Raw genomic sequence first — 26,348 nt, forward strand, 5'->3', positions numbered from 1 at the left:
CGGCCGGGGGCGGGGGCGGGGACTGGGGCTGGGGCTGGGTGGCGGTCACGCGATGTCGTACCGGAGCTCGGGGCGGTCCCAGTGGATGTGACCGGTGGGCGGGACGGTTCCGGTCCGGACGGCGCCGGTGCGCAGGTAGAACTCCTCGGCGGGCGGGTGCGCGACGACCCGCACGGCCTTGAGCCCGGCGGCCCCGGCCTGCCCGGTCATGTGCTCCATGAGGAGCCGTCCGATGCCGAGCCGCTGGGCGCTGTCGGCGACGAAGGCGAGGTCGAGCTCGGCCTCGTCGACGAGGAGGGCGTAGAACCCGAGCACATGGCCGCTCCCGTCGACGGCGACGAAGACGGCGTGATGCTCGATGTACGCGCCACCGACCTGGTACCCCTCGACCATGCCGGCGTAGTCCCCCCGATAGGCACGGGAGGCCCGGACGAGCCGCGTGAGCCGCTTGGAATCGTCGGCGTTGGCCCGCCGGACGGTGAACTCTGACATGGGGCGAGTATAGGGGCGGCTCTGGCTATCGATCCTTACGGTTTGATGAACGTGGAGGGCGGGACTGTGGCTGCTGCCGGGAGCGGCGGGGCTGATCGCCGGTTCGCAGCTGACCCCCTTCGTGGCGCGGAAGGTCCGCCCGGCGTACGTGCTGGCCGGCGGGCTCCTCGTCTCGCTCGCCGGGTACGCGGTGATCGCCCTGGCCGAAGGGGTGACCGCGGCCGCTCTCGGCCTCGCGGTGATCATGTTCGGAGCGGCCCCGATCAGCGTCCTGGGGACGGCCCTCGCGGTCGGCTCCGCCCCGGCCGAGAAGGCGGGCGCGGCGGCCGCGACCGGTCAGACGGCGTACGACCTGGGGCTCGCCCTGGGCATCGCGGTCACCGGCAGCGTGGCGGTCGCCGTCTACCGGGGCGGCATCCCGGCGGACGCCCCGGCCGCGGCCCACGAGAGCGTGGGCGCGGCGCTGGCCCTGGCGGACGAGGGGGGCTGCGGGAGCAGGCGCGGGAGGCGTTCACGACGGCCCTGCACTCGGCCTCGGCGCTGAGCGCGCTCTTCGCCCTGGTGACGGCGGCCGTGGTCCTGACCCCGCTCCGCACGGTCCCCCGCTCCTGACCGCCCTCCCACCCCCTCCCGTCCGGTGCGTGCCGCGAAGGGGAGCCGGGTCGGATCGGCGCCGGTGACCTGCCGTCGCGTGCCGGCCCGTGGCCCAGGACCGTGTCGACCTCCTCGTGCAGCCTCGCCGCGGCCCCGGGGTGGTCGGCGAGCAGCCGGGTGCCGGACCTGGCGCCGGGCCCGGCTTCAGGCTCCGGGCGGCGGTCCGGCGCCCGGCTCGGCATCCGGCCCCGCATCCGCCGTCACGAGGCCGCCCCCGCCTTCACGAACACCCCTTCTCCAGCCCGCCGTTCACACTCCTCCAGCGCTCCGAGCCACGCCTCCGGCAGCCGGTCGGCGCCCGCGAGGGCGCTGTCGGCGAGGAAGGTGACATGGAGGCGGCGGCGGTGGACGGTCCAGGCGACGAACAACGGCTGGCCCGGCACCATGACCGGCAGCGCGTACACCCCGGACGCGGGGGCGCCGTCGAAGCCCAGCGGCTTCCGGACCCTGAGGTCGGCGACGCTCAGCGGCGTACAGCGGGCGTCGACGCTGCGGGCGAGCGCCAACCGGCCGATCCGGTACGGGAGTTTCCGCAGGACGACCCGGTGGGCGTCGGCGAGCCGCGCGAGGCGGGTGTGGTCGAGGGCGCGGCCGAGGAGGGCGAACCGCCGGGCGGGGTCGGGGTCGCCGCAGGGCAGGTCGACGCCGGCGACGGCGACGCGGTTGCCGAGGAGGGGACGGGGGTCCTCGGGGTCGCGGACGCCGATCGCGAGGTTGGTGCGGAGGGTCCGGCCGTGCCCCAGGCCGCCGGGGGCCCAGTCGTGGGGGTGCCAGGCGCGCAGGGCCTCGGTCGTCAGGGCCAGGCACAGGTGCGGGACGGTGGCCCCGGTCAGCCGTCCGAGGGCGTGGAGCCGGGCCGTCCCGATGTCGGCGAAGGCGGCGGCGTATGTCTGGGAGGGCGGGGTGTCGAGGCCCGACCACCAGGTGATCCGGCGCGGCGGCCGGAACTCCGGCAGTACGGCGGCCCAGGACACGGGCCGGGGCGGCCGGAAGGTGAGGGTGCGGGCGCGGGACGGTCCCTCGGGGCCGAGGAGGCGTTCCAGTGTGGCGACGGCGGCGGCGCCGTCCTGGAAGGCGTGGTGGGCCCGGTAGCAGAGCCCCCATCCGGCGCCCGCCCGGCGGACGAGCCAGAGGCCCCACAAGGGGCGGTCGCGCGGCAGGGGTTGGCGGAGGAGTTCGGCGGCGACCGTCGCGAGATCGCCGGAGCCGGGTAGCTCGTACAGGTGACGGTCGGCGTCGAAGCGGGGGTCGGGCTCCCAGTGCGGCCGCCCGCCGCGGCCCGCGAGCCGATGGGTGAGCTCCGGGAGCGCGTCGACGCGGCGTCTCAGCTGATCCAACACCCGTGCGCGGGAGGGCGGTTCGCCGTCGAGGGTGACCAGTCCGCCGAGGTGCAGGGCGGAGTCCGTCGCGTGCAGCGCGGCCACGTCGAGAGAGAGCCGGTCGAGAACCGAGAGCGGCACGGCCCCGGAAGGGCGGCCGGAGGGCCGGGCGGGAGGTCGACGGGGAGACCGACCGGGAGTTCCGCCGGAAGATCGAGTTGGATCTGAAGATCGCACAGGGCGCTACGATACGTCATCATGCAATCGCAATGCGTGACGGATGGCATGCCCCCCGACTTCCTCGACGACGACACCGTGACGGCGTGGACCGCCTCCGGAGCCCCCCTGATCGACCTGTTGCGCCGGGCGCACACGCCGGGCCGGCTCACCGGCTTCCGCCGTGGCGGCCGTGCGGCGGTCCTGGTCACGGAACCGCGGCACGTGCACGAGGTGCTCGGCGTCGGCGGCGACCGGTTCGTCAAGCGCTCGCACCGGGCGAAACCCCTGCTCGGCGACGGGATGCTGACCGCCACCGGGGACGCCTGGCGCTCCCAACGCCGGCTGCTCCAGGCGATGTTCACCGGTCGCGGCATCCAGCGCTGGGAGCACCACATCACCGGTGCGACGCGGTCCGTCGTCGACCGCTGGGCCGGGCGGGCCCGTCGGGGCGAGCCGACGGACATCGCCGAGGACGTGCAGTTCTTCACCGTCGACACGATCTGGCGCTCGCTGACCGATCATCCCCTCGACCGGGAGACCTACGTCGACCTGGCGGCCGTGCAGGACATCGTGGCCGCGCTCCCCGCCGACGTGGGCGGCGTCGCCGCGCTCCCGCCGGAGGTGGAGACGGCGCTCGGCGCCCTGGACGAGCGGGTGCTGCGGGCACTGGGCGAGGCCCGGTCCCGGCACCGCACGGGCGAGGGCGGGGCGAGCGTGCTGCACCGCCTCCTGGACGCGGCCGAGACCGATCCCGCGTACACGGACCGGCTGATCCGGGACGAGCTCGTGACCCTGCTAGTCGCCGGGTACGAGAGCAGCGCGCGCACATTGACCTGGGCCTTCGTCCTGCTCGACCAGCACCCGGCGGTCATGGAGCGGGCGGCCGGTGACGCGGGAGCCGTCGAGGCGGTGCTCTCCGAGACGCTGCGGCTCTACCCGACGGGCTGGCTGCTGCCCCGCCACAGTCCGGCCGACGAGACCCTCGGCGGCCGGCACATCGCCGCCGGTACGGACCTCCTCGTCTGCCCGTACCTCACCCACCGGGACCCGGAGGTTTGGCCCGAGCCCGAGACGTTCGCCCCGGAGCGCTTCCCCGCCCGGACGCCGCAGCCGCCGGGCGCGTACCTCCCCTTCGGCATCGGCCCGCGCGCCTGCCTCGGCACCCGGTTCGCGATGCGGGAGATGGAGTCCCTGCTCGGCGCGCTCCTCGCCCGCTTCACGGTCGAGTCGACCGGCCCGGCCGGCGAAGCGGTCTTCGGCATCAATCTGCGCCCGGCGGGACCGCTGCACGCGCGCGTCCGCGAGCGGACGTGAACGCGCACCCCTTCGAGCGGGTCGACTACGTCGATCCGGGCGACCGGGTCGTCACCCAGGGCGGCAGGGCGGACGGACAGCCCTCGGGACTGCTCCGCCGGTACGCGGCCACCGTCTGCACCGACCACGCCGGCCGGGTCCTCCTCTACCGCCGGACCGCCACGGCCCCGGTCTATCCGGACCACTACGACGTCCTGGTCGGAGGCGCGGTGCGGACCGGTGAGGCGTACCGCGCGGCCGCTCTCCGGGAGCTCCGGGAGGAGCTGGGCTGGACGACGGCGACCGGTCTCACCGAGGCGTACCGGATCCGCGTCGACGACCCGCACGGCGCCTGCTTCCTGACGGTCCACCGCTGGGTGGCCGACCGTGCTCCCCGGCCCGATCCGCAGGAGATCGCCTGGTGCGGCTTCGTCACACCGCTCACGGTCGTGACGGGCGGGTACACGCCGCTGGTCCCGGCGGGCGCGGAGGCCGTACGACGCCTCTTCCCCCTCTGACCGCCGCCCCCTCGCGCTCCCCCTTCTCGCACCACCACCGCCTTCTCACCCCACAGACGAAGGACCCCCCACCCATGACGCACTGCGCGCTGCCCTTATCCGGCGCCTCCCTCGCCGTCCCCGGCCCACCGCCGGGCCCGTCGCCCGCCGCCGGCCGACCGACCGGCCCGTCGTCCGGCCCGTCGTCCGTCACCGGCCGGCTCGACCGGGCACGGGCCCGCCTCGCCACCCGTCTGCTGGGAGCGGCGGCACCGGACGGACTGCTCCGGGCCCCCTGCGACAGCCGGATCCTGGAGTCCGCCCTCGCCCTGCGGCTGCTCACGGTGACGGGGGTGGACCCGGACGCCCAGGAGCGGCTGACGCGGCGGCTGAAGACCGCCGTGGACGAGGGCGCCCCCGACCCCGTGCAGGAGGCGGCGGCCCGCGCCGCTCTCGGCGAGTACGTGGACGGGCCGGCCGCCCTCACCCGGCTGCTCGGCGGCTTCGACCACTTCACCGCCGGACGCAAGCGGCTGATGTTCCAGACGGTGCTCGCGGAGCTGGGCGCCCATCCGTTCCCCGAACTCCCCTCCCCCGAGGGTGTCTTCGAGGAACGCGGGCAACAGCGGTGGCTGGTCACGGAGATGGCCGCCCTGAAGGTCCTGTACGCCTTCGGCATCGGCCGGCCCCGGCTCGTCGGCGAGGACGACTGGCAGACGCTCGCGCCCTGCGCGCTGCCCGGGGCGCCCCCGTACGGCAACCATCTCGCCCGGACCCTCGCGCTGCTCGCGCTCCGGCACCGGCCCCGGTACGCGGGGGCCGTCACCGCGCGGGCAAGGGAGCTGCGCGGGCTGCTCCGCGAGGACGGCGGGCTGCCCTTCATCACCGGCATGGACGTGTTCGCGACCGCGACCGGCGGTCTCGCCCTGGCCGGTGCGGGCGCCCCCGCGCACACCCTGCGGGTCCTCGCCGCGGCCCTGGCCGAGCGACAGAACCCTGACGGGGGCTGGGGGTTCGACCGGGAGGTCGACCAGAGCGACGTCGACGACACCTCGTACTGCGTGGAGTTCCTGCGGACCGCGGCTCCGGAGCGGTGCGGCACCGAGGTGGCGGCCGGCGAGCGGCACCTGCTCGCCCGGCAGGGCGAGGACGGCGGCTTCCCGACCTTCGAGGCCGGTACCGCCTCCGAGGTGGCGATAACGGCGGCGGCGGTGAACGCGCTGGCCCCGAACCCGGCCCACCGGCCCGTGGTGGAGGCCGCGGTCCGGTTCGTCGTGGCACGTCAGGAGGGTGCGGGCCCCTTCGAGCGGAGCTGGAGCCTCAACGAGAGCAACGCCCTGTTCCGTACGGTCCTCGCCTACGACTCCTTCCACGCCGTGGCGCCCGGCCACCCCGCCGGGACCGAGGTCGCCCGGGCCCGGGCGCGGGCCGTGGCCCGGCTGGTCGACACCCAGAACGCGGACGGTGGCTGGGGTCATGTGCCGTCCGACCCGAGCGATCCGATCAGCACCGCGTACGCGCTGATCGCCGTGGCCAGGACGCCGGCCGTGCCGTCGGCCGTGGGCGCGACGGAGCGCGCGGTGCGCCACCTCCTGGAACGGCAGCGGCCGGACGGGGGCTTCGTCTCCCGCCCGGACCAGGCGGGGCCGAGACCCCTCGCCTATCACGTACCGCTTCTGACGGACGTCTGCGTGCTGCTCGGCCTGAACCACGCGCGCGCGGCCGCCTCGCGTACCCGCTGACCTCACGCCGACCGCCGACCGCCGACCGTCCACCCCACCCCAGTCCCGTCCCGACCCCGACCCCGACCCCGACCCCGACCAAGGAACGCTCATGACCTTCGACGAACTGAAGAACCTGCTCGTCTCGCTCGGTCTCGACCCGGAGGAGATCACCCCGGATTCGACCCGCGAGGAGGCCGGGCTCGACTCGCTCCTGCTGACGGAACTGGCGATCGTCCTGCGCAAGGAGCGGGGGATCCCGGTCCCCGAGGAGGAGCTGTACGCGGCGACCACCGTCGCCGCGATCGAGCGGCTGGTCTCCGCCCACGCGGGGGTGGCCTGATGCCCGGTCGCGGGAGCGGGCCGACGTCCGGCGGCGCGGCCGTCACCGGCATCGGCCTGTTCACCCCGGCCGGCGCGGACCGGGCCACGACCTGGGAGACCGTACGCGTCGGCAAGCCCACCGCGGGGCTGGAGGAGCGCGACGGCCTCACGTATCTGGCCTGCCGGGCGCCCCGCCTTCCGGACGATCTCGGCCGAGCGGCGGCGGCGCGGCGACCCGACCGCACCGCGGCGCTCGCGCTGTGCGCGGCGCGGGAGGCGCTGGCCGACGCCGGTCTGGACCCCGGCACCTGGGACGGGGTCCGGGTCGGGGTGGTCGCCGGGATCGGGGCGGGCGGTGTCCTCACGTACGAGGCCCAGCGGGAGGCGCTCCGGACGGGCGGCCCCCCGGACATGTCGCCGTTCGCGGTGCCGGGCGCCCTGCCGAACGCGGTCGCGGCGCAGCTGGCGGTCGAGTTCGGGATCCGGGGTCCTTCGATGGCGGTGACCACCGCGTGCGCCGCCGGTGCCACGGCGATCGGGGTCGCGCTCGACCTGCTGGCCCTTGGGCGGTGCGAGCTGGTGCTCGTGGGCGGGGCGGAGGCCTCGCTGAGCCCCTTCTACATCGCGGGCTTCGACCGGCTCCGCGCGCTGTCCCGCCGGTTCCACGACCCGGCGGGCGGACTCCGGCCGTTCGACGTGGACCGGTCGGGCTTCGTGATGGCGGAGGGCGCGGGCTTCCTGGTCCTGGAGCGGCCGGCCGACGCGGCGGCGCGCGGGGCCCGCACCAGGGCTCTGATCAGCGGTTACGGGGCGACGTCCGACGCGCACCATCTGGTGGCGCCCCGGCCGGACGGCTCGGGGCTCACGGCGGCGGTCCGGGGCGCGCTGGCCGAGGCGGGTGCGGCGCCGGGCGATGTGGACCTGGTCAACGCGCACGGGACGGGCACACCGCGCGGTGACGCCGTGGAGGCGGCGGTCCTGGCGGCGCTGCTGCCGCACCGGCCGCCGGTGACCTCGACGAAGGGGGTGACCGGGCATCTGCTCGGGGCGGCCGGAGCGGTGGAGGCGGCGCTGACGGTGCTGTCGGTCGCGGAGAGCACGGTGCCTCCGACGGCCAATTTCTCGGAGCCGGGCGAGGGGATCGAGCTGGACGTCCCCACGGCCGCCCGGACCTCCCGGGTACGGGTCGCGGTCTCCACCTCGGTGGGCTTCGGCGGCCACAACGCGGCGCTGGTGATCACCGCGCCGTAGCCCGGCCGAGCTGGGCCCCGCCGTCGCACTCCGTCTGCCCCGCGGGCGACGGCGGGAGCCTGCCGACAGGGCCTAGCGGCAGACGTTCAGGTCGTCCGGATCGACGCCGTCGAGCCGGACGGCCAGGGCGTCGAGCCGTTCCCGCAGGTCGCGGATGTCGGCGAGGTCGAGGCCCGTCGCGGCGGCGATCCTGCGCGGCACCCCCCGGGCCTTCTCCTTCAGCGCGGTCCCCTCGGCGGTGGGCCGGACGGTGACGGACCGCTCGTCCTCGGGGCTGCGGCGCCGCTCGACGTATCCGGCCGCCTCCAGGCGCTTGAGCAGCGGTGACAGGGTTCCGGAGTCGAGCCGCAGGCGCTCGCCGATCCCCTTCACAGGCAGCTCGCCGTGCTCCCAGAGCACGAGCATCACGAGGTACTGGGGATAGGTGAGCCCGAGCTCCTTGAGGGCTTCGCGGTAGACGCCGTTGAAGGCGCGGGTCGCCGCGTGCAGCGAGAAGCAGATCTGGTGGTCGAGCCGGAGGAAGTCCTCGTCCGGAACCGTGTCGAGCGTCTCCATGGCTCCAGGATACGCGAGGGCACCTCACACGCGATTGAGTTGTGCACAACTGAATAGTGCGCTATCAATAGAGGGCCACCGCATCACCCCGCACCCCGAGGACAGGAACGGAAACCATGGACGCGATCTACACCGCCGTCGCCACCGCCAACGGCCGCGAGGGCCGCGCCGTCAGCTCCGACGGCCACATCGACCTCCCCCTCGCCCACCCCCAGGCCCTCGGCGGCAACGGTCAGGGCACCAACCCCGAGCAGCTCTTCGCCGCCGGGTACGCGGCCTGCTTCGCGAGCGCGATGAACCTGGTCGCCCGCCAGGAGAAGATCGACATCTCCGAGGCCTCGATCACCGCCGAGGTCTCCATCGGCAAGGACCCCGCGGACGGCGGCTTCGGCCTCGCGGTGATCATGCGCGCCGAGTTCCCGGACCACCTCCAGGGCGAGGCGGGCAAGTCCCTCCTGGAGAAGACCCACGCCTTCTGCCCCTACTCCAAGGCGACCCGGGGCAACATCAAGGTCGACCTCGTCGTCGAGTAGTTCTCTGTCGCTTCACGTACACCCCCGGTGGTCATCGACCTGCCGGGGGTGTTCGCTTGTGGGTTTTCCCGTTCGGGCACGGGGGATTCGTCTGCCGTACGACGGGCAGTCATGGAACGGCCGCCGGGCGGTGGTCCACGGGCGCTCTCCTTGGGGCGCCCGTCGACCGGCCCGTCCGGCCGGCGCACGCGCACCCCCACCCGTGCCTGTATCGACCCGGAGGAGAACTCCCCCATGGCCGACCTCGACCGTCGCCGGTTCCTTCAACTCGCCGGCGGCACCGCCGCGTTCACGATGCTCTCGGAGAGCATCGCGCGCGCCGCCGCCATCCCGGCACAAGGCTCCACCGGCACGATCCAGGACATCGAGCACATCGTCGTCCTGATGCAGGAGAATCGTTCCTTCGACCACTATTTCGGGGCGTTGAAGGGCGTACGGGGCTTCGGCGACCCGCGGCCCGTGACCCTGCCCAGCGGGAAGTCGGTCTGGAACCAGTCGGACGGCAGCAAGGTCACACTCCCCTTCCGGCCGGCCAGCGACAAGCTGGGCATGGAGTACCTCCAGGGCCTCAACCACGACTGGGCGGGCGGCCAGAGCGCCTTCAACAAGGGCAGGTACGACAACTGGGTGCCCGCGAAGACCAAGGCCACCATGGCCCACCTCACCCGCGAGGACATCCCGTTCCACTACGCGCTCGCCGACGCCTTCACCATCTGCGACGCGTACCACTGTTCGTTCATCGGCGCGACCGACCCCAACCGCTACTACATGTGGACCGGTTACGTCGGCAACGACGGCACGGGCGGCGGCCCCGTCCTGAACAACGCCGAGGCGGGCTACGGCTGGACCACCTACCCCGAGCGCCTGCAGGCGGCGGGCGTCTCCTGGAAGATCTACCAGGACATCGGCGACGGCCTGAACGCCGCCGGCTCCTGGGGCTGGATCAACGACGCCTTCCGCGGCAACTACGGCGACAACTCGCTGCTCTACTTCAACAACTACCGCAACGCCCAGCCCGGCAACCCCCTCTACGACAAGGCCCGCACGGGCACGAACGCCAAGGCCGGCGAGGGCTTCTTCGACATCCTCCGCGCCGACGTGCAGGGCGGCCGGCTGCCGCAGGTCTCCTGGATAGCGGCCCCCGAGGCCTTCTCGGAGCACGCCAACTGGCCCTCCAACTACGGCGCCTGGTACATCTCGCAGGTCCTGGACGCGCTGACGTCGAACCCGGACGTGTGGGCCCGTACCGCCCTGTTCATCACGTACGACGAGAACGACGGCTTCTTCGACCACGTGGTCCCGCCGTACGCCCCGGGCTCGGCCGCGCAGGGCCTGTCGACGGCCCCGACCGCCCTCGACTACTTCGGCGGCAAGGCCGGCTACGTGGCCGGCCCCTACGGCCTCGGCCCGCGCGTCCCGATGCTCGTCGCCTCCCCCTGGTCCACCGGCGGCTACGCCTGCTCGGAGACCTTCGACCACACCTCGGTCATCCGCTTCATGGAGAGCCGCTTCGGGGTGCGCGAGCCCAACATCTCGCCGTGGCGCCGCGCCGTCTGCGGGGACCTGACCTCGGCCTTCGACTTCACGCGCACGGACACCACGGCGGCGTCGCTGCCCCCGACCGCCGGCTACTACCCGCCGGACCGCAACCGGCACCCCGACTTCCTCGCCACCGCACCGGCGTCCGGCACGATGCCGCGCCAGGAGCCGGGCGGCAGGCGCACCCGCCCTCTGAAGTACGCCCCGTACGTGGACGGCGCGGCGGACGTCACGGCGGGCACCTACCGCCTCACCTTCGGCGGAGGCCCGCAGGCGGGCGCCCAGTTCTACGTCACGTCGGCGAACCGCACGGACGCCCCGTGGACGTACACGGCGGAAGCCGGCAAGACGATCTCGGACACCTGGAACACCAAGTACTCCAAGAGCCTCACCGACCTCACGGTCCACGGCCCCAACGGCTTCGTCCGCCGCTTCCGCTCCCCCGGCAAGACGGCCGTCCCCGAGGTCACCGCCCGCCACGACGCGAGCACGGGCACGCTGGACCTGACGTTCACCAACGCCGGCACGACCGCGACGGTGACCCTCGTCAACGCCTACGGCGGCGCCCAGAAGACGCTCTCCGTCGCGAAGGGCGCCACGGTCACCCACAGCGTCGACGTCTCCGCGGCCCACCACTGGTACGACGTCACCGTCACGTCCTCCGCGAGCACGGACTACGTCCGCCGCCTCGCCGGCCATGTGGAGACGGGTGCGGCGAGCCAGTCCGACCCGGCGATCCTGACCTACTGACGCCGACGCCCGCCCCGGCACCGCGCCCCCGGTGCCGGGGACACCGCCCGCGCGCGGGCCACCCAGGACAGCTACCCGAACGGCGGTTTCACCCGATATGACACCGTTTTAGGCTGCCGGGACACGGGGCGGACGCAGTCCGTTCCGCCAGCCCCGGATCGGGAGGCTCCATGCGCGGCCGGACGACTCGTCGTCGGAGCAGGTCCAGGAGCGTGCTTCTCGCGCTCGTTCTCCTCTGCGCCGGGGCCGCCCCACTGGCCGGCTGCTCCTCCGGCTCCGAGGGGGAGAACCAGACCCCCGACCCCGGCGTCGCCACGGATGCCACCGACGGCACGGCGACCGCCGGGACGACGGGGGGAGGCGACCAGGACGAGGAGGAGCGGCGGAGGCAGGAGGAGAACGACGGGAGCTTCAACCGCGCGGGCCGGCTCTCCGACAGCTTCTCGGGCCACTGGCCGCAGAGCTACAAGAAAACGGTCACGAACCCGTCGTCCGAGCCCTACACGGGCACCCTCGAAGTCCTGGACTGCACACCGGGCGAGGCGAGCCGGCCCACCATTCCGCCGAGCCGGACCGTGACCGTGCCTCCCGGCGGCTCGGCCTCGCCGGAGTTCAAGTTCTCGCAGGCGGGTGGGAACTCGAAGGCGTCCCGCCTCGTCTGCGCGACCCTCCGGAACAAGGCCGGGGTATCGGACGAGGTCAGCGAGTCGATCTCCGCGGATCCCGTGTCGCCGCCCGGGGAGACCGGCGGCGAGACGTCCGGGGAGACGTCGGGCGAGACCACCGGGGAAACGACCGGCGAGACCACGGGCGAGACCACCGGGGAAACGACCGGGGAGACCACCGGCGACACCACCGACGGGGGAACCGGCGAGGCCGGCGGACTCGGCTGAGCGCCCGACCGGAGGGGGCCGTATGACCGAACGGGGCCGGAGGGCCGGAGGAACCCCTATGCCCGAAGAGACCCTCATGACCGAAGGGGACTCCGACAGCGGAAGGCGCCCCTGGAGCAACTGGGCCGTCACGCTCGCCACGCTGCTCGCCCCGACCACCTTCATCGGCGCCCTGCTGCTGTACTTCGGCTTCGCCTACACCGACGCCCTCTACGCGCACTTCGGCGTCGACGCCGCGACCCTCGGCTTCTCCACCCAGGACTACGCGCTGCGCAGCGCGGGCGCCCTCTACGTACCCGCCGGCGCCGCGCTCACCGTCGCGCTGGTCGCCGTCCTCGTCTACTACGCGGCCCGCGCGCTGGGAGCCAGGAACGGCCGCCTGCCGCCCGGCGGCCGGTTCGCGCCGTACCTGTTCTCGGCCTGCGGCCTGGTCTTCTTCACCCTCGGCATGCTCGGCGGGCTCGAGGTGTGGGACGCCGGGGCGATGGGCACTCCGCTGCTGCTCGGCAGCGGGCTGGTGCTGGTCGTGTACGGCAGGGCCCTGATCTTCAAGCTGAACGGCGCCGACTACCCGGTGGCGCGCGAGCGACTGGCACTCGCGCTCGTCGCCGCGCTGGTCGGCCTGTCCTCCTCTGGGCGGTCCACGCGTACGCGAAGCAGCACGGGGACGACGACGCCCGGTATCTGGCGCGCCATCTGTGGCTTCGCCCGGCGGTGACCGTCGACACGGCGGAGCGGCTCTACTTCCCGCCCCGGCAGGCACGCGAGACCGTCCTGCCCGCCGCCGACCGCTCGCAGCGGTACCGGTACCGGTACGAGGGCCTGCGCCTCCTCGCGGAGGCGAACGGCCGGATGTTCCTCATCCCCGAGAACTGGGCGGAGACGGGCGGGAGCGTGCTCGTGGTGCCGGCGAACAACGCGGTGCGGGTCGCCTTCCGCTCGGACTGACGCGTCCGGGCCGAGGCGTCCGGGTGAATCCGGGCGTGTCGCTGTCGTGACGCGCACCACCGGGGGTGCACGGTGGAAGCAAGAAGCCCGTGGACGCGGAGGAAACCTTCCTGCGGCCACGGGCAGTGGTGGGGCGGGTGGGACTCGAACCCACGGCCGACGGATTATGAGTCCGCTGCTCTAACCGGCTGAGCTACCGCCCCGTACGGTGAGGCGCGTACATGTGTGCGCGCCGTCTGCCGCAGCATAGCCGCTCATACGATCTCCTGCTCCGGAAGATCGGCTCTGCTCGACCATGAAGACCGCGCCCCGCTCCGCGCGGTTCCCCGAGACGCGAAAAAGGACCCCGTAGGGTCCTTTTCCGTCTGGCTCCCCCGGCTGGACTCGAACCAGCAACCCTCCGGTTAACAGCCGAATGCTCTGCCAATTGAGCTACAGGGGATCGCGCTCCCCCGACTGGACTCGAACCAGTAACCTGCCGGTTAACAGCCGGCTGCTCTGCCAATTGAGCTACAGGGGATTGCTGCGTTGCACCGAACGTACCCAGTCCGGCTGAACCGGGAGGGCGCTCGCTCGCTGCGAGACATACATTAGCGCAAGCAGGGGGGTGCTCCGCCAATCGGTATCGCCGTGGGCACCAGCGGTGCATCAGGGAAGCTCTCCAGGGAAGGTGGTGGCCATGCGATACAAGCTGACGTTCGTCGTAGGACTCGCCCTCGGTTACGTGGTCGGCACGCGCGCAGGACGCGAGCGCTACGAGCAGATGAAGAAGTCCGCCAGAGACTTCAGCCAGAACCCGGCCGTGCGCAACGCCGCCGAGTCCGCCGCCCAGACCGGGCGCCAGGTCGCGGGCAAGGCCGCGCACGCCGTGGGCGACAAGGTCGGCGACCGGCTGCCGCCCTCCGTGACCGAACGGTTCCAGGCGCTCTGCGGGCGCGGACGGGCCAACGGGAAGGTCGAGGACGACGACTGGGGCACCAGCAACACCTGAACCACCCCACGTGCGGCAGAATCAAGTGTCATGGGGATAGTCGCAGGACTCGACAGCTCGGCGGAGTTCACACGCATCGTCGTCTGTGACACGGACACGGGTGCCGTACTGCGGCAGGGTTACGCCCCTCACCCGGGCGAACCGAAGGCCGTCGACGTCGACCCGCAGACCTGGTTGCTCTCGCTCGGGGAGGCCGCCACCGGCGGGCTCCTCGAAGGCGTGCAGGCCATCGGCGTGTCCGCGCAGCAGCACGGACTCGTACCGCTCGACGCGCAGGGCGGCCTGGTGCGGCCCGCGCTCGTCCGCAACGACAAGCGGGCCCAGGTCGCCGCCGCCGACCTCGTCGAATCACTGGGCGGCCGCCAGGCCTGGGCCGAGGCCGTCGGCTCCGTGCCCGGCGCCGGACAGCCGGTCGCCAAGCTCCGCTGGCTGGCCCGCACCGAACCCGAGAGCGCCCGGCGGATCGCGCTGGTCCTCCAGCCGCACGACTGGCTGGTCTGGCAGCTCCTCGGCCGGCCCGCCCGGCGCACCACCGACCGCGGCGCCGCCTCCGGCACCGGCTACTGGTCGGCCCGCACCGGCACGTACCGCCCCGACCTGGTGGAACTGGCCCTCGGCCATCAGGCCGTGCTGCCCGAGGTCCTCGGCCCGGCCGACGCGGCCGGCACCACGCCCGAGGGGCTCCTCATCTCCGCCGGTACGGGCGAGACGATGGCCGCCGCGCTCGGCCTCGGTCTCGGCCCCGGCGACGCGGTGGTCTCGCTCGGCGCCTCCGGCTCCGTGATGGCCGTCCACCACGAGGCCCTCGCCGACCCCAGCGGCATGATCACCTCCTTCGCCGACGCCACCGGCATGCACCTGCCCGTCGTCCACACCTCCAACGCGGTACGGGTGCTGCGCGGCACCGCCGAGATGCTGGGCGTCGAGTCCCTGGAGGAGCTCTCCGCACTGGCCCTGAAGTCGACGCCGGGCGCCTCCGGGCTGGTCCTGCTGCCCTATCTGGAGGGCGAGCGGACCCCGAACCTGCCGCACAGCGCGGGGACGCTCACCGGGCTGCGGCGCGAGTCGATGAAGCCCGAGCACCTGGCGAGGGCCGCGTTCGAGGGGATGCTCTGCGCGCTCACCGACGCCATGAACGTGCTGCGCGGGCGCGGCGTCGAGGTGCGGCGGGTCTTCCTGCTCGGTGCGGCGGCCGCCCTTCCCGCCGTGCAGGCGCTCGCGCCCGCGCTGTTCGGCGCGCAGGTCGTCGTCCCCCAGCCGGCCGATTACGCGGCGCTCGGTGCGGCCCGGCAGGCCGCCTGGGCGCTGGGAGTGGCGCGGGGCACACTGTCGCCGTCCACTCCCCCGGCCTGGCAGGGCGCGGTCGCGCAGATCCTGGAGCCGGGCGACGACCTGGCCGCGGGCCAGGCGGTGCGCCGGCAGTACGTGGCCACGCGGGACCAGATCCACCCGGGCGCGTTCGCTTCGTAAAGTCTTCCCCAGGGCTTGGCCCGCACCCCAAAACCGAGTCGTAACGTCCCGGCGGTGCGGGCGATAGTGGAGCCGTGCTCATAAGACTTCTCCGAACCCACCTCGGGCCCTATCGAAAACCCATCGCACTGCTCGTGCTGCTCCAGTTCCTGCAGACCTGCGCGAGCCTCTACCTGCCGACCCTGAACGCGGACATCATCGACAACGGTGTCGTCGACGGGGACACCGGATACATCCTGCGCTCCGGCGCCCTGATGGTCGGCGTCTCCGTCGTCCAGGTCGTCTGCAACATCGGGGCCGTGTTCTACGGCGCCCGCACCGCGTCCGCGCTGGGCCGGGACGTGCGTGCCGCGGTCTTCGACCGGGTGCAGTCGTTCTCCGCTCGGGAGCTGGGGCAGTTCGGCGCGCCCTCGCTGATCACCCGCACGACCAACGACGTGCAGCAGATCCAGATGCTGGTCCTGATGGCGTTCACCCTGATGGTCTCCGCGCCCATCATGTGTGTCGGCGGCATCGTGATGGCCCTCGGCCAGGACGTGCCGCTCTCGGGTGTGCTGCTCGCCGTGGTGCCGGTCCTCGCGGTCTCGGTCTCCCTGATCGTGCGGAGGATGCGGCCGCTCTTCCGGACGATGCAGGAGCGTCTCGACACGGTGAACCGGGTGCTGCGCGAGCAGATCACCGGCAACCGTGTGATCCGGGCGTTCGTGAAGGACGACTACGAGGAGGAGCGGTTCCGCGGCGCCAACGCGGAGCTGACCGATGTCTCGATGGCGACCGGCCGGCTGATGGCCCTGATGTTCCCGGTGGTCATGACCGTCGTGAACATCTCCAGCGTGGCGGTCGTCTGGTTCGGCGCTCACCGCATCGACAGCGGTGGGATGCAGATCGGCGCGCTGACCGCGTTCCTCGCCTATCTGATGCAGATCGTGATGGCGGTCATGATGGCCACCTTCATGTTCATGATGGTGCCCCGGGCCGAGGTCTGTGCCGAGCGCATCGAGGAGGTCCTCGCGACCGAGTCCAGCGTGGTGCCGCCGGCGGAGCCGGTGAAGACGCTCGACCGGCGCGGGCATCTGGAGGTCAGGAGCGCGGACTTCCGCTACCCGGGTGCGGAGGAGTCCGTCCTCGTGGACGTCGGGCTGGTCGCCCGGCCCGGCGAGACGACCGCGATCATCGGCTCGACGGGCAGCGGGAAGTCGACCCTGCTCGGGCTCGTGCCCCGGCTCTTCGACGCCACCGGCGGCGAGGTCCTCGTCGACGGCGTCGACGTCCGAAGGCTCGACCCCGACCTCATGGCGAGGACCGTGGGACTCGTCCCGCAGAAGCCCTACCTCTTCTCCGGAACGGTCGCCACCAACCTGCGGTACGGAAAGCCCGACGCCACCGACGAGGAACTCTGGCACGCCCTGGAGGTCGCCCAGGCGGCCGACTTCGTACGGAAGCTGGAGAACGGGCTCAACGCGCCCATCGCCCAGGGCGGCACCAATGTCTCCGGCGGGCAGCGGCAGCGGCTCGCCATCGCGCGGACCCTGGTGCAGCGGCCGGAGATCTATCTCTTCGACGACTCCTTCTCCGCGCTCGACTACGAGACGGACGCCCTGCTCCGGGCGGCACTCGCCCGGGAGACGGCCGACTCGACCGTCGTGATCGTCGCCCAGCGGGTCTCCACCATCCGCGAGGCCGACCGGATCGTCGTCCTCGACGAGGGCCGGGTCGTCGGCACCGGACGGCACCAGGAGCTGATGGCGGAGAACGAGACGTACCGGGAGATAGTGCTCTCCCAGCTCACCGAGGCGGAGGCAGCCTGATGGCCGGTCCTGGCGGACGCATGATGGCCGGTGGCGGCCCCGACCAGCGGTCGATGGACTTCAAGGGCTCGGGCAAGCGGCTGCTGAGGCAGCTGGCGCCCGAGCGCGGTGCGCTCTGGGTGATGCTGATCGCCGGTGTGCTGTCGGTGGCGGCCTCCGTGGTCGGCCCGAAGATCCTCGGCAAGGCGACCGACCTCGTCTTCGCGGGCGTGATCGGGCGGCAGATCGAGAGCGGTACGAAGACGGAGGCCATCGAGCGGCTGCGCGCCTCGGGCGACTCCGGCATGGCGGACATGCTGTCCGGGGTCGACTTCACGCCGGGGCAGGGGATCGACTTCTCCGCCGTCGGCGAGGTGCTGCTCGTGGTCCTCGGCGTGTACGTGGCGGCGGGCCTGCTGATGCTGGTCTCCACCCGTATGTCGATCAAGGTGATCAACCGGACGGTCTACCGGATGCGGGAGGACGTCCAGAAGAAGCTGGCGCGGCTTCCCCTGTCGTACTTCGACAAGGCGAAGCGCGGCGAGGTGCTGTCGCGGGCGACCAACGACATCGACAACATCTCGCAGACGCTCCAGCAGTCGATGGGCCAGCTGATCAACTCGCTGCTCACGATCGTCGGCGTGCTGGCGATGATGTTCTGGATCTCGCCGCTGCTCGCGCTCGTGGCGCTGGTCACGGTGCCGGTCTCGGTCTTCGTCGCGGCGAAGATCGGCAAGCGCTCGCAGCCGCACTTCGTCCAGCAGTGGAAGTCCACGGGCACGCTCAACGCGCACGTGGAGGAGATGTACAGCGGGCACACCCTGGTGAAGGTCTTCGGCCGGCAGGCGGAGTCCGCGGACGACTTCCGCGAGCAGAACGAGGCCCTGTACGAGGCCGGGTTCAAGGCGCAGTTCAACAGCGGTGTGATGCAGCCGGTGATGTTCTTCGTCTCGAACATCAACTACGTCCTGGTGGCCGTGGTCGGCGGGCTGCGGGTGGCGAGCGGCACGCTCTCCATCGGTGACGTGCAGGCCTTCATCCAGTACTCGCGCCAGTTCTCGATGCCGCTGACGCAGGTCGCCTCGATGGCGAACCTGGTGCAGTCGGGCGTCGCGTCGGCCGAGCGGATCTTCGAGCTGCTCGACGCCGAGGAGCAGGAGCCGGACGCCCCGGCCCACGAGCTGGGGGCACCCCCGGCCGAGAGCTGGGAGACGGCCGACCTCAAGGGCAAGGTGGCCCTTGAGGGCGTCTCCTTCCGCTACGAGGCCGACAAGCCGCTCATCGAGGACCTGTCGCTCTCGGTGGAGCCGGGCCAGACGGTCGCGATCGTCGGCCCGACGGGCGCGGGCAAGACGACCCTGGTGAACCTGCTCATGCGCTTCTACGAGGTGACGGGCGGCCGGATCACCCTCGACGGGGTGGATGTCGCGAAGATGTCCCGGGAGCAGCTGCGCTCCGGCATCGGCATGGTCCTCCAGGACACCTGGCTGTTCGGCGGCACCATCGCCGACAACATCGCCTACGGCGCCACGCGCCAGGTGACCCGGGCGGAGATCGAGGAGGCGGCGCGGGCCGCGCACGCCGACCGGTTCGTCCGCACCCTGCCCGAGGGGTACGACACGGTCATCGACGACGACGGGGCGGGGGTCAGCGCGGGCGAGAAGCAGCTGATCACCATCGCGCGGGCGTTCCTGTCCGATCCGGTGATCCTCGTCCTCGACGAGGCCACCAGCTCGGTCGACACCCGGACCGAGGTCCTGATCCAGAAGGCGATGGCCCGACTGGCCCACGGGCGGACGTCGTTCGTCATCGCGCACCGGCTCTCCACGATCCGGGACGCGGACGTGATCCTGGTGATGGAGAACGGCTCCATCGTCGAACAGGGCACGCACGAGCAGCTGTTGGAGTCCGGCGGGGCCTATGCCCGGTTGTACGCCGCGCAGTTCGCGCAGGCGGTGGCCGAGGTCGACTGAACGGGCATGTGACCCATGCCGCATGATGTGCGGCATGGGTCACACAACCAAGAATTCCTGGGTGCCGTCGATCACCCTGCGGGTGGGCGCCGAGGACGTGGACGTGGCGGCGCTCCCGCTCGGGGCGGACGGCCGGGTCCGGGGAGACGCGGACATGGTCTTCGAGGGCCAGCCGGTCCATCCGTCCGGTGCGGTCCGTACGAAACGGCGTCGCTGGTCGTCGAGTTGAGCGTGGTGGAGGCGGCGGTCGAGCGGATCGTCGTCGCCGGGTCGGCGGGCACGGGCGTCCTGTCGGTGGTCGCCCCGGACGGGGAGGCCGTCGCCTCGTGCACGGCGACGGGCGCGCCGGACGAGACGGCCGTCGTCTTCGCCGAGTTCTTCCGGGAGTCGGGCAGCTGGAAGTTCGCTCGGGTCGGCCAGGGGTACGCCTCCGGGCTCGCCGGGCTCGTCACGGCGTACGGCGTCGAGGTGGAGGGCCACGAGCCGGACCGGGCCGTCGCCGGGCCCGTCCCGCTGACCGGGGTGGCGAAGGTACCGGGGCAGGCGCCGCCCACGGGTGGTGAGCCGGTCGCCGGAGAAACGGCCGGGACACCCGCCGCCGGGGAGCAGGCCGCGATGCCCGCCCTCGCGGAGCCGGTCGGTTCACCCGCCGCCGCGGGGCCGTTCCCGCCGGCCGACCGGCCGTACGAGCTCGTCGGGGGCTGGGAGTTCGGCCCCGTCTTCGAACCGTTCGTCGCCGAGGGCTTCGGCAATGACGTGATCGCCCTCGACGACCGGGTCGGGGACGGCCCCGTCCTCGTCGAGGTCGCGCAGGAGGGCCGAGGGTATCTGGGCCTCTTCTCGCTCGACCGGCGCAACAAGGACGAGAGCGACTACCTCCTCAACGACCTCCTGCCCGAGTTCAGGGGCAGCACGTTCGCCCAGGTCCCCAAGGGCAGGCCGCTGCGCATGCGGCTCGACGCCGAGAACCGCTGGATCCTGCGGGTGAAGCCGCTCGCCGCCGCCCGCCGTCTGGCGGGAACGCTGCACGGCTACGGCCCCGAGCTGCTTCTCTACCTCGGCAACGGGGCGGACCTCCGGGTCGACTTCCAGGGCAGTCCGGAGGACGGCCGCGGTTATGCCGGCATCCAGAGCTACGGGATCGAGGGCCGCACCGGCGGACGCCTGCCCCACATGGACCTGCTCCTCAACGAGATCGGGCCGCTCCGGCAGACCGTCCCGGTCCCGCGGGGGCCGCAGCTGCTGCACCTCCGCGCCGAGTGCGCGTGGACGTTCACGGTCCACGAGCTCGACTAGTCGAGATACCCCCGCAGCTGATCCGCGTAGGCGTGGTCCCGCAGTTTGTTGAGGGTCTTGGACTCGATCTGGCGGATGCGTTCGCGTGTCACGCCGAAGATCCGGCCGATCTCCTCCAGGGTGCGGGGCCTGCCGTCGTCGAGGCCGTAGCGGAGTTGGACGACCTTGCGTTCGCGCTCGCCGAGGGTGGAGAGCACGTCCTCCAGGTGGCGGCGGAGCAGCAGGAAGGCGGCGGACTCGACGGGTGAGGCGGCGTCGCCGTCCTCGATGAGGTCGCCGAGGGCGACGTCCTCCTCCTCGCCGACGGGGGCGTGCAGGGAGACGGGTTCCTGGGCGAGGCGGAGCACCTCGCCGACCCGCTCGGGGGCCAGGTCCAGTTGGGCGGCGACCTCTTCGGCGGTGGGTTCGTAGCCGCGCTCCTGGAGCATCCGGCGCTGGACGCGGATGACCCGGTTGATGAGTTCGACGACGTGCACGGGGACACGGATGGTCCGGGCCTGGTCGGCGAGGGCCCGGGACATCGCCTGGCGGATCCACCAGGTGGCGTACGTGGAGAACTTGTAGCCGCGGGCGTAGTCGAACTTCTCGACGGCCCTGATGAGACCGAGGTTGCCCTCCTGGACGAGGTCCAGCATGGTCAGGCCGCGGCCCACGTACCGTTTGGCGACGGAGACGACGAGGCGGAGGTTGGCCTCGATGAGCTTGCGTTTGGCGATCCGTCCCAGGACGACGAGCCGGTCCAGGTCGCTCGCCAACCGGGAGTCCAGGTCGGGGGTGTTGACGAGTTTCTCCTCGGCGAACAGACCGGCCTCGACGCGGCGGGCGAGGTCGACCTCCTCCTCGGCGGTGAGCAGCGGGATGCGGCCGATCTCGCGGAGGTACTGGCGGAAGAGGTCGGAGGAGGGTCCGTTGCCGCCGAGGTCGGGGCGTCGGCGCTGGGGCGGTATCTCCGGCTGTTCGTCCGGTGCGGCGGTGGGCGGTTCCTGGGACACGATCCGGGTCTGCACGGCGGGCGACCTCCAGGGGGGTGATCGCTGCCGGTCCGGGGGCGTAGGGCAGCGGGACGACACCGTCACCCAGTGTGGGGTACGACACAGTGCGCCCACGAGGGGCGTGCGGTGACTTTTTGAGACCGGTACGTGACGGAACGTACGTCAGAGGGCGGCTGCGCCGTTGTTGCGGAGGGACTGTCCGTACTGGGTGAGGATCCAGAGTTCGTTCTGGACGGCGGCGAGCTGTTCCGGGTCGCCCTGGGCTCCGAGCCTGGCCAGGGTGCCCTGGACGTCGCGGATGCGCCGGTCGACGGCACGGAGGCGGACGGTGACGAGCTGGTCGCCGGCGTAGGCCTCGTCGACGTTCTTGGCGAAGATCGTCTCGACGGCGAGTTCGGTGACGAGGGCGCGCACGGTGTCGTTGGGCGCGGCCTCGCGGACGGTGTCGAGGTAGTCGGAGGGGGCGCCGGTGGCGCCGCCGGCGTCCTGGACGCACTGGCGGACGGCCGCGTAGGGCGGGGCGGTGAACTCGTCGGCCCCGTAGGCGTCGAAGGCCGGGGAGACCAGTTCGGGGCGCTGGAGGGCGAGCTTGAGGAGTTCGCGCTCGGTGCGGTGGGCGGGGCTGCGCAGGTTGAGCGCGGGGCCGGAGGACGCCGACGCGGTGGCGGGGGCGCCGGTGTCGTAGCCGCGCTGCGGGGTCTGCTGCTGCGCGGGGCCCTTGCCGCCGCGGTCGCGGGCCCAGCGGGCGAGCTGGGCGACCCGCTTGACGACGAACTGGGTGTCGAGGATGCCGAGCATGCCGGCGAGCTGGACGGCGACCTCGTGCTGCGCGCCGATGTTCTTGATGCGGGCGACGACGGGCGCGGCCTCGTCGAGGGCGCCGGCGCGGCCGGCCGGGGTCTCCAGGTCGTAGCGCTTCACGATCTGGCGGAGGGCGAACTCGAAGAGGGGGGTGCGGGGCTCGGCCAGCTCCGCGACGGCGGCGTCGCCCTTGGCGAGCCGCAGGTCGCAGGGGTCCATGCCGTCGGGGGCGATGGCGATGTAGGTCTCGGCGGCGAACTTCTGGTCGTCCTCGAAGGCGCGCAGGGCGGCCTTCTGGCCGGCGGCGTCGCCGTCGAAGGTGAAGATGACCCGGGCCGAGCCGTTGTCCATCAGGAGGCGGCGGAGGATCTTGATGTGGTCGCCGCCGAACGCGGTGCCGCAGGTGGCGATGGCGGTGGTGACCCCGGCGAGGTGGCAGGCCATGACGTCGGTGTAGCCCTCGACGACGACGGCCCTGCTGACCTTGGCGATGTCCTTCTTGGCCAGGTCGATGCCGTAGAGCACCTGGGACTTCTTGTAGATCGGGGTCTCGGGCGTGTTGAGGTACTTGGGGCCGTTGTCGTCGTCGCGGAGCTTGCGCGCGCCGAAGCCGACGATCTCGCCGCCGACGTCCCTGATCGGCCACATGAGGCGGCCGCGGAAGCGGTCGATGGGGCCGCGGCGGCCCTCCTGGGAGAGACCGGAAAGGGTCAGCTCCTTGTCGGAGAAGCCCTTGCCGCGGAGGTAGCGGGTGAGGTGGTCCCAGCCGGCCGGGGAGTAGCCGACGCCGAAGTGCGCGGCGGCGGCCTGGTCGAAGCCGCGCTCGGCGAGGAACTTCCGGCCGATCTCGGCCTCGGGCGAGTCGAGTTGGTCGATGTAGAACTGGGCGGCGGCCTTGTGGGCCTCGACCAGGCGGATGCGCTCTCCGCGCTGGTGGCCGGGGTTGTAGCCGCCTTCCTCGTACCGCAGGGTGATGCCCGCCTTGGCGGCGAGACGCTCGACCGTCTCCGAGAAGGAGAGGTGGTCGATCTTCATCACGAAGGCGATGGTGTCGCCGCCCTCCTGGCAGCCGAAGCAGTGGAAGAGTCCCTTGCTGGGGCTGACCTGGAAGGAGGGCGACTTCTCGTCGTGGAAGGGGCAGAGACCCTTGAGGTTTCCGCCGCCCGCGTTGCGGAGCTGGAGGTACTCGGACACGACGGCGTCGATCGGGACCGCGTCCCGGACCGCCTTCACGTCGTCATCGTTGATCCTGCCTGCCACGCATGAAGTCTACGTGGGGGCGGGGGTGATCAGATCAGGCTCTCCAGGGGGACGGAGGCGTCGGCGAGGGCGTCCGGGTCCACGGCCGTACGGGCCCGGATGAGCTGCTGGATCGGGTCTGTGACGTCCCACACATTCACGTTCATCCCGGCGAGGACCCGGCCCTCCTTGAGCCAGAAGGCGATGAACTCGCGCTTGCCGGTGTCGCCGCGGACCACGACCTGGTCGTACGAGCCCGGGGGCGCCCAGCCGGAGTACTCCATGCCCAGGTCGTACTGGTCGGAGAAGAAGTAGGGGACGCGGTCGTAGGAGACGGTCCGGCCGAGCATGGCGCGGGCGGCGGCGGGGCCGCCGTTGAGGGCGTTGGCCCAGTGCTCGACGCGGAGCCGGGTGTGCAGCAGCGGGTGGTGGGCGGCGGCGACGTCCCCGGCGGCGTAGATGTCGGGGTCGGAGGTGCGCAGCGACTCGTCGACGGCGATGCCGCCGCCGTCGGCCCGGTCGACGAGGGCGAGCCCGGAGTTCTCGGCGAGGGCGGTACGGGGGGCGGCGCCGATCGCGGCGAGCACGGCGTGCGCCGGGTGCTCCTCGCCGTCGTCGGTGCGGACGGCGAGGACGAGACCGTCCTGGCCGACGATCTCGGTGAGCCGGGCGCCGAAGTGGAAGCGGACGCCGTGGTCGCTGTGCAGGTCGGCGAAGAGCTGGCCGAGCTCGGGGCCGAGGACCCGGTGCAGCGGGGTGGGGTCGGACTCGACGACGGTGACCTCGGCGCCGTAGCCGCGGGCGGCGGCGGCGACCTCCAGGCCGATCCAGCCGGCGCCGGCGATCACCAGGTGGCCGTTGTCCCGGCCGAGGGAGGAGATGACCTGGCGGAGCCGGTCGGCGTGGGCGAGCCGGCGCAGGTGGTGGACGCCGGCGAGCTCGGTGCCGGGGACGTCGAGGCGGCGCGGCTCGGCGCCGGTGGCGAGGAGCAGCTTGTCGTAGCGGATGACGGTGCCGTCGCCGAGGCGCACGGTGCGGGCCTCGCGGTCGACGGCGGTGACGGACTGTCCGAGGTGCAGCTCGATGTCGTTCCGCGCGTACCAGGCGGCTTCGTGGACGAAGACGCCGGCGCGTTCCTTGGCGCCGGTGAGGTAGCCCTTGGAGAGGGGTGGGCGCTCGTAGGGGTGGTCGCGTTCGTCGCCGATGAGGATCACCCGGCCGTTGAACCCCTCGGCGCGCAGGGTCTCCGCCGCTTTGGCCCCTGCCAGGCCCCCGCCGACGATGACAAAGGTCTGATCTGCGTCGACCACGTCGTTTCCTCCTCTTTGCGACCGCTTCCAACCTACGCCCCCGGGCGTTCCTCGGGCCGTACCGCCTCGGGGCGTGCATGCGAGCGTCCCGCACGGACGCCGGGGGCGGAAGAGGGCGAATCAGGAGTGGTGCGGTCGGAGGTGGGTGTGGAGGGCCCGGGCGGAGGCGTCGGTGAGGGAGGCGATCTGGTCGACGATGACGCGCTTGCGGGCCCGGTCGTCGCGCGCGGCGTCGAACAGGGACCGGAACTGCGGTTCGAGGCCGTCGGGGGCGCGGGCGACGAGGGCCTCTGCGAGTTCGGCGACGACGATGCGCTGGTCGGCGCGGAGGGCCTCCTGCTCGGCGCGCTGCATCACGTACCGGTCGGCGACGGCCTTGAGGACCGCGCACTCGTTGCGGGTCTCGCGGGGGACGACGAGTTCGGCGCCGTAGCGGGTGAGGCGGCCGGAGCCGTACGCCTGCCGGGTGGCGCCCTCGGCGGCGAGGCAGAATCGGCCGATGAGCTGGCTGGTGGCGTCCTTGAGGCGGGCCTGGGCGACGGCCGAGCCGTCGTAGCCGTGCGGCCACCACTCCTCGTCGAGGAGCCGGTCGAGGGCCTCGGCGAGTTCCTGCGGGTCGGTGTCCTCGGGGACGTAGCGGCCGATGGCGACGGCCGCGATGTCGGCGCGCTCGGGCTCGGCGAGGAGCAGGTTGGGGTCGATGTGCCCGGCGTGCAGGCCGTCCTCGAAGTCGTGGACCGAGTAGGCCACGTCGTCGGACCAGTCCATGACCTGGGCCTCGAAGCACTTGCGGTCGGCGGGGGCGCCGCGCCTGATCCACGCGAAGACGGGCAGGTCGTCCTCGTACACGCCGAACTTGGGCGAGCCGGGGTCCTCGGGGTGGCCGCCGCGCGCCCAGGGGTATTTGGTGGCGGCGTCGAGGGTGGCGCGGGTGAGGTTGAGCCCGACGCTGACGAGGTCGCCTTCGGCGTCCTTCACGAAGCGCTTGGGTTCGATGCGGGTGAGGAGGCGGAGCGACTGGGCGTTCCCCTCGAAGCCGCCGCAGTCCTTGGCGACGTCGTTGAGCGCCTGTTCGCCGTTGTGCCCGAAGGGCGGGTGGCCCATGTCGTGGGAGAGGCAGGCGGCCTCGACGAGGTCGGGGTCGCAGCCGAGGGCGGCGCCGAGCTCCCGCCCCACCTGGGCGCACTCCAGGGAGTGGGTGAGCCGGGTGCGGGGGCTGGCGTCCCAGGCGTGGCCGCGGGTGCCGGGGGTGACGACCTGGGTCTTGCCGGCGAGCCTGCGGAGTGCGCTGGAGTGCAGTACGCGGGCGCGGTCGCGCTGGAAGGCGGTGCGGCCGGGGCGTTTGTCGGGCTCTGCGGCCCAGCGGTCGGTGGCGGCGGAGTCGTAGCCGGGGGTGTCGGTGGCGCCGGCGGTGTCGGCGGTGTCGGTGAGGTCCGGGCTGCCCTTGATGTCTGCGCTGTCTGCGATGCCTTCCATGCACCGAAGGTAACCGGAGGGACCG

General features: G+C 72.6%; 23 protein-coding genes, 3 tRNA genes and 1 pseudogene. 17 read left to right on the forward strand and 10 right to left on the reverse strand.

Going from position 1 to position 26,348, the window contains the following annotated elements; all coding sequences use genetic code 11:
* Window positions 1–45: 45 nt before the first annotated feature.
* Window positions 46–492 (reverse strand): GNAT family N-acetyltransferase, encoded by a 447-nt coding sequence (locus ACH4MY_RS01040; protein ID WP_397995700.1) that lies wholly within the window; start codon window positions 490–492, stop codon window positions 46–48.
* Window positions 493–550: 58 nt separating this feature from the next.
* On the opposite strand from ACH4MY_RS01040, the pseudogene ACH4MY_RS01045 reads away from it, so the two are divergent.
* Window positions 551–1,104: pseudogene (locus ACH4MY_RS01045) on the forward strand (MFS transporter); the annotation flags it as partial.
* A 242-nt stretch (window positions 1,105–1,346) separates the two neighbouring features.
* Here the strand turns inward: ACH4MY_RS01045 and ACH4MY_RS01050 are convergent.
* A complete protein-coding gene (locus tag ACH4MY_RS01050) occupies window positions 1,347–2,606 on the reverse strand; it encodes a wax ester/triacylglycerol synthase domain-containing protein (RefSeq protein ID WP_397995702.1) in 1,260 nt (419 codons plus the stop codon).
* A gap of 132 nt (window positions 2,607–2,738) precedes the next feature.
* Between ACH4MY_RS01050 and ACH4MY_RS01055 the strand changes: the two genes are divergently transcribed.
* The 5 genes from ACH4MY_RS01055 (at window position 2,739) to ACH4MY_RS01075 (ending at window position 7,770) form a co-directional block, all read left to right on the forward strand.
* Window positions 2,739–3,998: a cytochrome P450 gene (locus ACH4MY_RS01055; protein WP_397995704.1), complete on the forward strand. Its 1,260-nt coding sequence runs from the start codon at window positions 2,739–2,741 to the stop codon at window positions 3,996–3,998.
* Window positions 3,995–4,495 (forward strand): NUDIX domain-containing protein, encoded by a 501-nt coding sequence (locus tag ACH4MY_RS01060; protein WP_397995707.1) that lies wholly within the window; start codon window positions 3,995–3,997, stop codon window positions 4,493–4,495. Before ACH4MY_RS01055 ends, ACH4MY_RS01060 begins: the two co-directional genes overlap by 4 nt.
* 74 nt (window positions 4,496–4,569) lie before the next feature.
* Window positions 4,570–6,216 (forward strand): prenyltransferase/squalene oxidase repeat-containing protein, encoded by a 1,647-nt coding sequence (locus ACH4MY_RS01065; protein ID WP_397995709.1) that lies wholly within the window; start codon window positions 4,570–4,572, stop codon window positions 6,214–6,216.
* A 91-nt stretch (window positions 6,217–6,307) separates the two neighbouring features.
* Window positions 6,308–6,538, forward strand: a complete 231-nt coding sequence (locus tag ACH4MY_RS01070) for an acyl carrier protein (protein ID WP_397995712.1) — start codon at window positions 6,308–6,310, stop codon at window positions 6,536–6,538.
* The gene (locus ACH4MY_RS01075) at window positions 6,538–7,770 is read left to right on the forward strand and encodes a beta-ketoacyl-[acyl-carrier-protein] synthase family protein (protein WP_397995715.1); all 1,233 of its coding nucleotides are present in this window, start codon (window positions 6,538–6,540) and stop codon (window positions 7,768–7,770) included. Before ACH4MY_RS01070 ends, ACH4MY_RS01075 begins: the two co-directional genes overlap by 1 nt.
* Window positions 7,771–7,842: 72 nt before the next feature.
* On the opposite strand, the gene ACH4MY_RS01080 is transcribed toward ACH4MY_RS01075, so the two are convergent.
* A complete protein-coding gene (locus ACH4MY_RS01080; protein ID WP_328944799.1) occupies window positions 7,843–8,325 on the reverse strand; it encodes a MarR family transcriptional regulator in 483 nt (160 codons plus the stop codon).
* 116 nt (window positions 8,326–8,441) lie between these two features.
* Between ACH4MY_RS01080 and ACH4MY_RS01085 the strand changes: the two genes are divergently transcribed.
* The 5 genes from ACH4MY_RS01085 to ACH4MY_RS01105 all read left to right on the forward strand — a co-directional run bounded on the left by ACH4MY_RS01085 (window position 8,442) and on the right by ACH4MY_RS01105 (window position 12,988).
* Window positions 8,442–8,858 carry an organic hydroperoxide resistance protein gene (locus ACH4MY_RS01085; protein ID WP_397995718.1) on the forward strand — a complete coding sequence of 139 codons (417 nt, stop codon included), beginning with the start codon at window positions 8,442–8,444 and terminating at the stop codon, window positions 8,856–8,858.
* Window positions 8,859–9,092: 234 nt separating this feature from the next.
* Window positions 9,093–11,147, forward strand: a complete 2,055-nt coding sequence (locus ACH4MY_RS01090; RefSeq protein WP_397995721.1) for a phosphocholine-specific phospholipase C — start codon at window positions 9,093–9,095, stop codon at window positions 11,145–11,147.
* A 212-nt stretch (window positions 11,148–11,359) separates the two neighbouring features.
* Entirely contained in the window at window positions 11,360–12,040 is a 681-nt protein-coding gene (locus ACH4MY_RS01095) for a hypothetical protein (protein ID WP_397995724.1), read from the forward strand.
* Between the two features lie 58 nt (window positions 12,041–12,098).
* Entirely contained in the window at window positions 12,099–12,758 is a 660-nt protein-coding gene (locus ACH4MY_RS01100; RefSeq protein WP_397995726.1) for a hypothetical protein, read from the forward strand.
* Complete coding sequence (locus ACH4MY_RS01105; RefSeq protein ID WP_397995728.1) at window positions 12,755–12,988, forward strand: hypothetical protein; 234 nt, start codon at window positions 12,755–12,757, stop codon at window positions 12,986–12,988. The genes ACH4MY_RS01100 and ACH4MY_RS01105 overlap by 4 nt, the downstream gene beginning before the upstream one ends.
* 126 nt (window positions 12,989–13,114) lie before the next feature.
* Here the strand turns inward: ACH4MY_RS01105 and ACH4MY_RS01110 are convergent.
* From ACH4MY_RS01110 to ACH4MY_RS01120, 3 genes are all read right to left on the reverse strand, one after another.
* A tRNA-Ile gene (locus ACH4MY_RS01110) sits at window positions 13,115–13,191 on the reverse strand.
* 163 nt (window positions 13,192–13,354) lie between these two features.
* A tRNA-Asn gene (locus tag ACH4MY_RS01115) sits at window positions 13,355–13,430 on the reverse strand.
* 5 nt (window positions 13,431–13,435) lie between these two features.
* Window positions 13,436–13,508 (reverse strand) — tRNA-Asn (locus tag ACH4MY_RS01120).
* Between the two features lie 159 nt (window positions 13,509–13,667).
* Between ACH4MY_RS01120 and ACH4MY_RS01125 the strand changes: the two genes are divergently transcribed.
* The 6 genes from ACH4MY_RS01125 (at window position 13,668) to ACH4MY_RS01150 (ending at window position 20,505) form a co-directional block, all read left to right on the forward strand.
* Window positions 13,668–13,979 (forward strand): YtxH domain-containing protein, encoded by a 312-nt coding sequence (locus ACH4MY_RS01125; protein WP_397995731.1) that lies wholly within the window; start codon window positions 13,668–13,670, stop codon window positions 13,977–13,979.
* Between the two features lie 30 nt (window positions 13,980–14,009).
* A complete protein-coding gene (locus ACH4MY_RS01130) occupies window positions 14,010–15,449 on the forward strand; it encodes an FGGY family carbohydrate kinase (protein WP_397995733.1) in 1,440 nt (479 codons plus the stop codon).
* Between the two features lie 74 nt (window positions 15,450–15,523).
* The gene (locus ACH4MY_RS01135; protein WP_397995736.1) at window positions 15,524–17,257 is read left to right on the forward strand and encodes an ABC transporter ATP-binding protein; all 1,734 of its coding nucleotides are present in this window, start codon (window positions 15,524–15,526) and stop codon (window positions 17,255–17,257) included.
* The gene (locus ACH4MY_RS01140; RefSeq protein ID WP_397995738.1) at window positions 17,257–19,209 is read left to right on the forward strand and encodes an ABC transporter ATP-binding protein; all 1,953 of its coding nucleotides are present in this window, start codon (window positions 17,257–17,259) and stop codon (window positions 19,207–19,209) included. The genes ACH4MY_RS01135 and ACH4MY_RS01140 overlap by 1 nt, the downstream gene beginning before the upstream one ends.
* Window positions 19,210–19,243: 34 nt before the next feature.
* Window positions 19,244–19,438, forward strand: coding sequence for a TerD family protein (locus ACH4MY_RS01145; RefSeq protein ID WP_397995742.1), 195 nt, complete (start codon window positions 19,244–19,246; stop codon window positions 19,436–19,438).
* Window positions 19,439–19,440: 2 nt separating this feature from the next.
* On the forward strand, window positions 19,441–20,505 hold the full coding sequence (locus tag ACH4MY_RS01150; RefSeq protein ID WP_397997336.1) for a TerD family protein: 1,065 nt from the start codon (window positions 19,441–19,443) through the stop codon (window positions 20,503–20,505).
* On the opposite strand, the gene ACH4MY_RS01155 is transcribed toward ACH4MY_RS01150, so the two are convergent.
* From ACH4MY_RS01155 to ACH4MY_RS01170, 4 genes are all read right to left on the reverse strand, one after another.
* Window positions 20,502–21,611 (reverse strand): RNA polymerase sigma factor, encoded by a 1,110-nt coding sequence (locus tag ACH4MY_RS01155; protein WP_397995745.1) that lies wholly within the window; start codon window positions 21,609–21,611, stop codon window positions 20,502–20,504. The two genes, ACH4MY_RS01150 and ACH4MY_RS01155, sit on opposite strands and share 4 nt — an antisense overlap.
* Window positions 21,612–21,659: 48 nt before the next feature.
* On the reverse strand, window positions 21,660–23,558 hold the full coding sequence (gene dnaG / locus ACH4MY_RS01160; protein WP_397995748.1) for a DNA primase: 1,899 nt from the start codon (window positions 23,556–23,558) through the stop codon (window positions 21,660–21,662).
* Window positions 23,559–23,587: 29 nt separating this feature from the next.
* On the reverse strand, window positions 23,588–24,847 hold the full coding sequence (locus ACH4MY_RS01165; RefSeq protein ID WP_397995751.1) for an NAD(P)/FAD-dependent oxidoreductase: 1,260 nt from the start codon (window positions 24,845–24,847) through the stop codon (window positions 23,588–23,590).
* Window positions 24,848–24,967: 120 nt separating this feature from the next.
* On the reverse strand, window positions 24,968–26,323 hold the full coding sequence (locus ACH4MY_RS01170; protein WP_397995753.1) for a deoxyguanosinetriphosphate triphosphohydrolase: 1,356 nt from the start codon (window positions 26,321–26,323) through the stop codon (window positions 24,968–24,970).
* Between the last annotated feature and the right edge of the window lie 25 nt (window positions 26,324–26,348).

Origin of the sequence: Streptomyces sp. NPDC017246, assembly GCF_044331325.1 — a bacterium.
Classification (GTDB): domain Bacteria; phylum Actinomycetota; class Actinomycetes; order Streptomycetales; family Streptomycetaceae; genus Streptomyces.

Bases quoted from the DNA above. Each gene is read 5' to 3' on its own strand.
- ACH4MY_RS01130 (WP_397995733.1), top strand. From the start codon at position 14,010: ATGGGGATAGTCGCAGGACTCGACAGCTCGGCGGAGTTCACACGCATC.
- ACH4MY_RS01125 (WP_397995731.1), top strand. From the start codon at position 13,668: ATGCGATACAAGCTGACGTTCGTCGTAGGACTCGCCCTCGGTTACGTG.
- ACH4MY_RS01065 (WP_397995709.1), top strand. From the start codon at position 4,570: ATGACGCACTGCGCGCTGCCCTTATCCGGCGCCTCCCTCGCCGTCCCC.
- ACH4MY_RS01140 (WP_397995738.1), top strand. From the start codon at position 17,257: ATGGCCGGTCCTGGCGGACGCATGATGGCCGGTGGCGGCCCCGACCAG.
- ACH4MY_RS01085 (WP_397995718.1), top strand. From the start codon at position 8,442: ATGGACGCGATCTACACCGCCGTCGCCACCGCCAACGGCCGCGAGGGC.
- ACH4MY_RS01080 (WP_328944799.1), bottom strand. From the start codon at position 8,325: ATGGAGACGCTCGACACGGTTCCGGACGAGGACTTCCTCCGGCTCGAC.
- ACH4MY_RS01145 (WP_397995742.1), top strand. From the start codon at position 19,244: ATGGGTCACACAACCAAGAATTCCTGGGTGCCGTCGATCACCCTGCGG.
- ACH4MY_RS01090 (WP_397995721.1), top strand. From the start codon at position 9,093: ATGGCCGACCTCGACCGTCGCCGGTTCCTTCAACTCGCCGGCGGCACC.
- ACH4MY_RS01075 (WP_397995715.1), top strand. From the start codon at position 6,538: ATGCCCGGTCGCGGGAGCGGGCCGACGTCCGGCGGCGCGGCCGTCACC.
- ACH4MY_RS01070 (WP_397995712.1), top strand. From the start codon at position 6,308: ATGACCTTCGACGAACTGAAGAACCTGCTCGTCTCGCTCGGTCTCGAC.
- ACH4MY_RS01100 (WP_397995726.1), top strand. From the start codon at position 12,099: ATGCCCGAAGAGACCCTCATGACCGAAGGGGACTCCGACAGCGGAAGG.
- ACH4MY_RS01040 (WP_397995700.1), bottom strand. From the start codon at position 492: ATGTCAGAGTTCACCGTCCGGCGGGCCAACGCCGACGATTCCAAGCGG.
- ACH4MY_RS01170 (WP_397995753.1), bottom strand. From the start codon at position 26,323: ATGGAAGGCATCGCAGACAGCGCAGACATCAAGGGCAGCCCGGACCTC.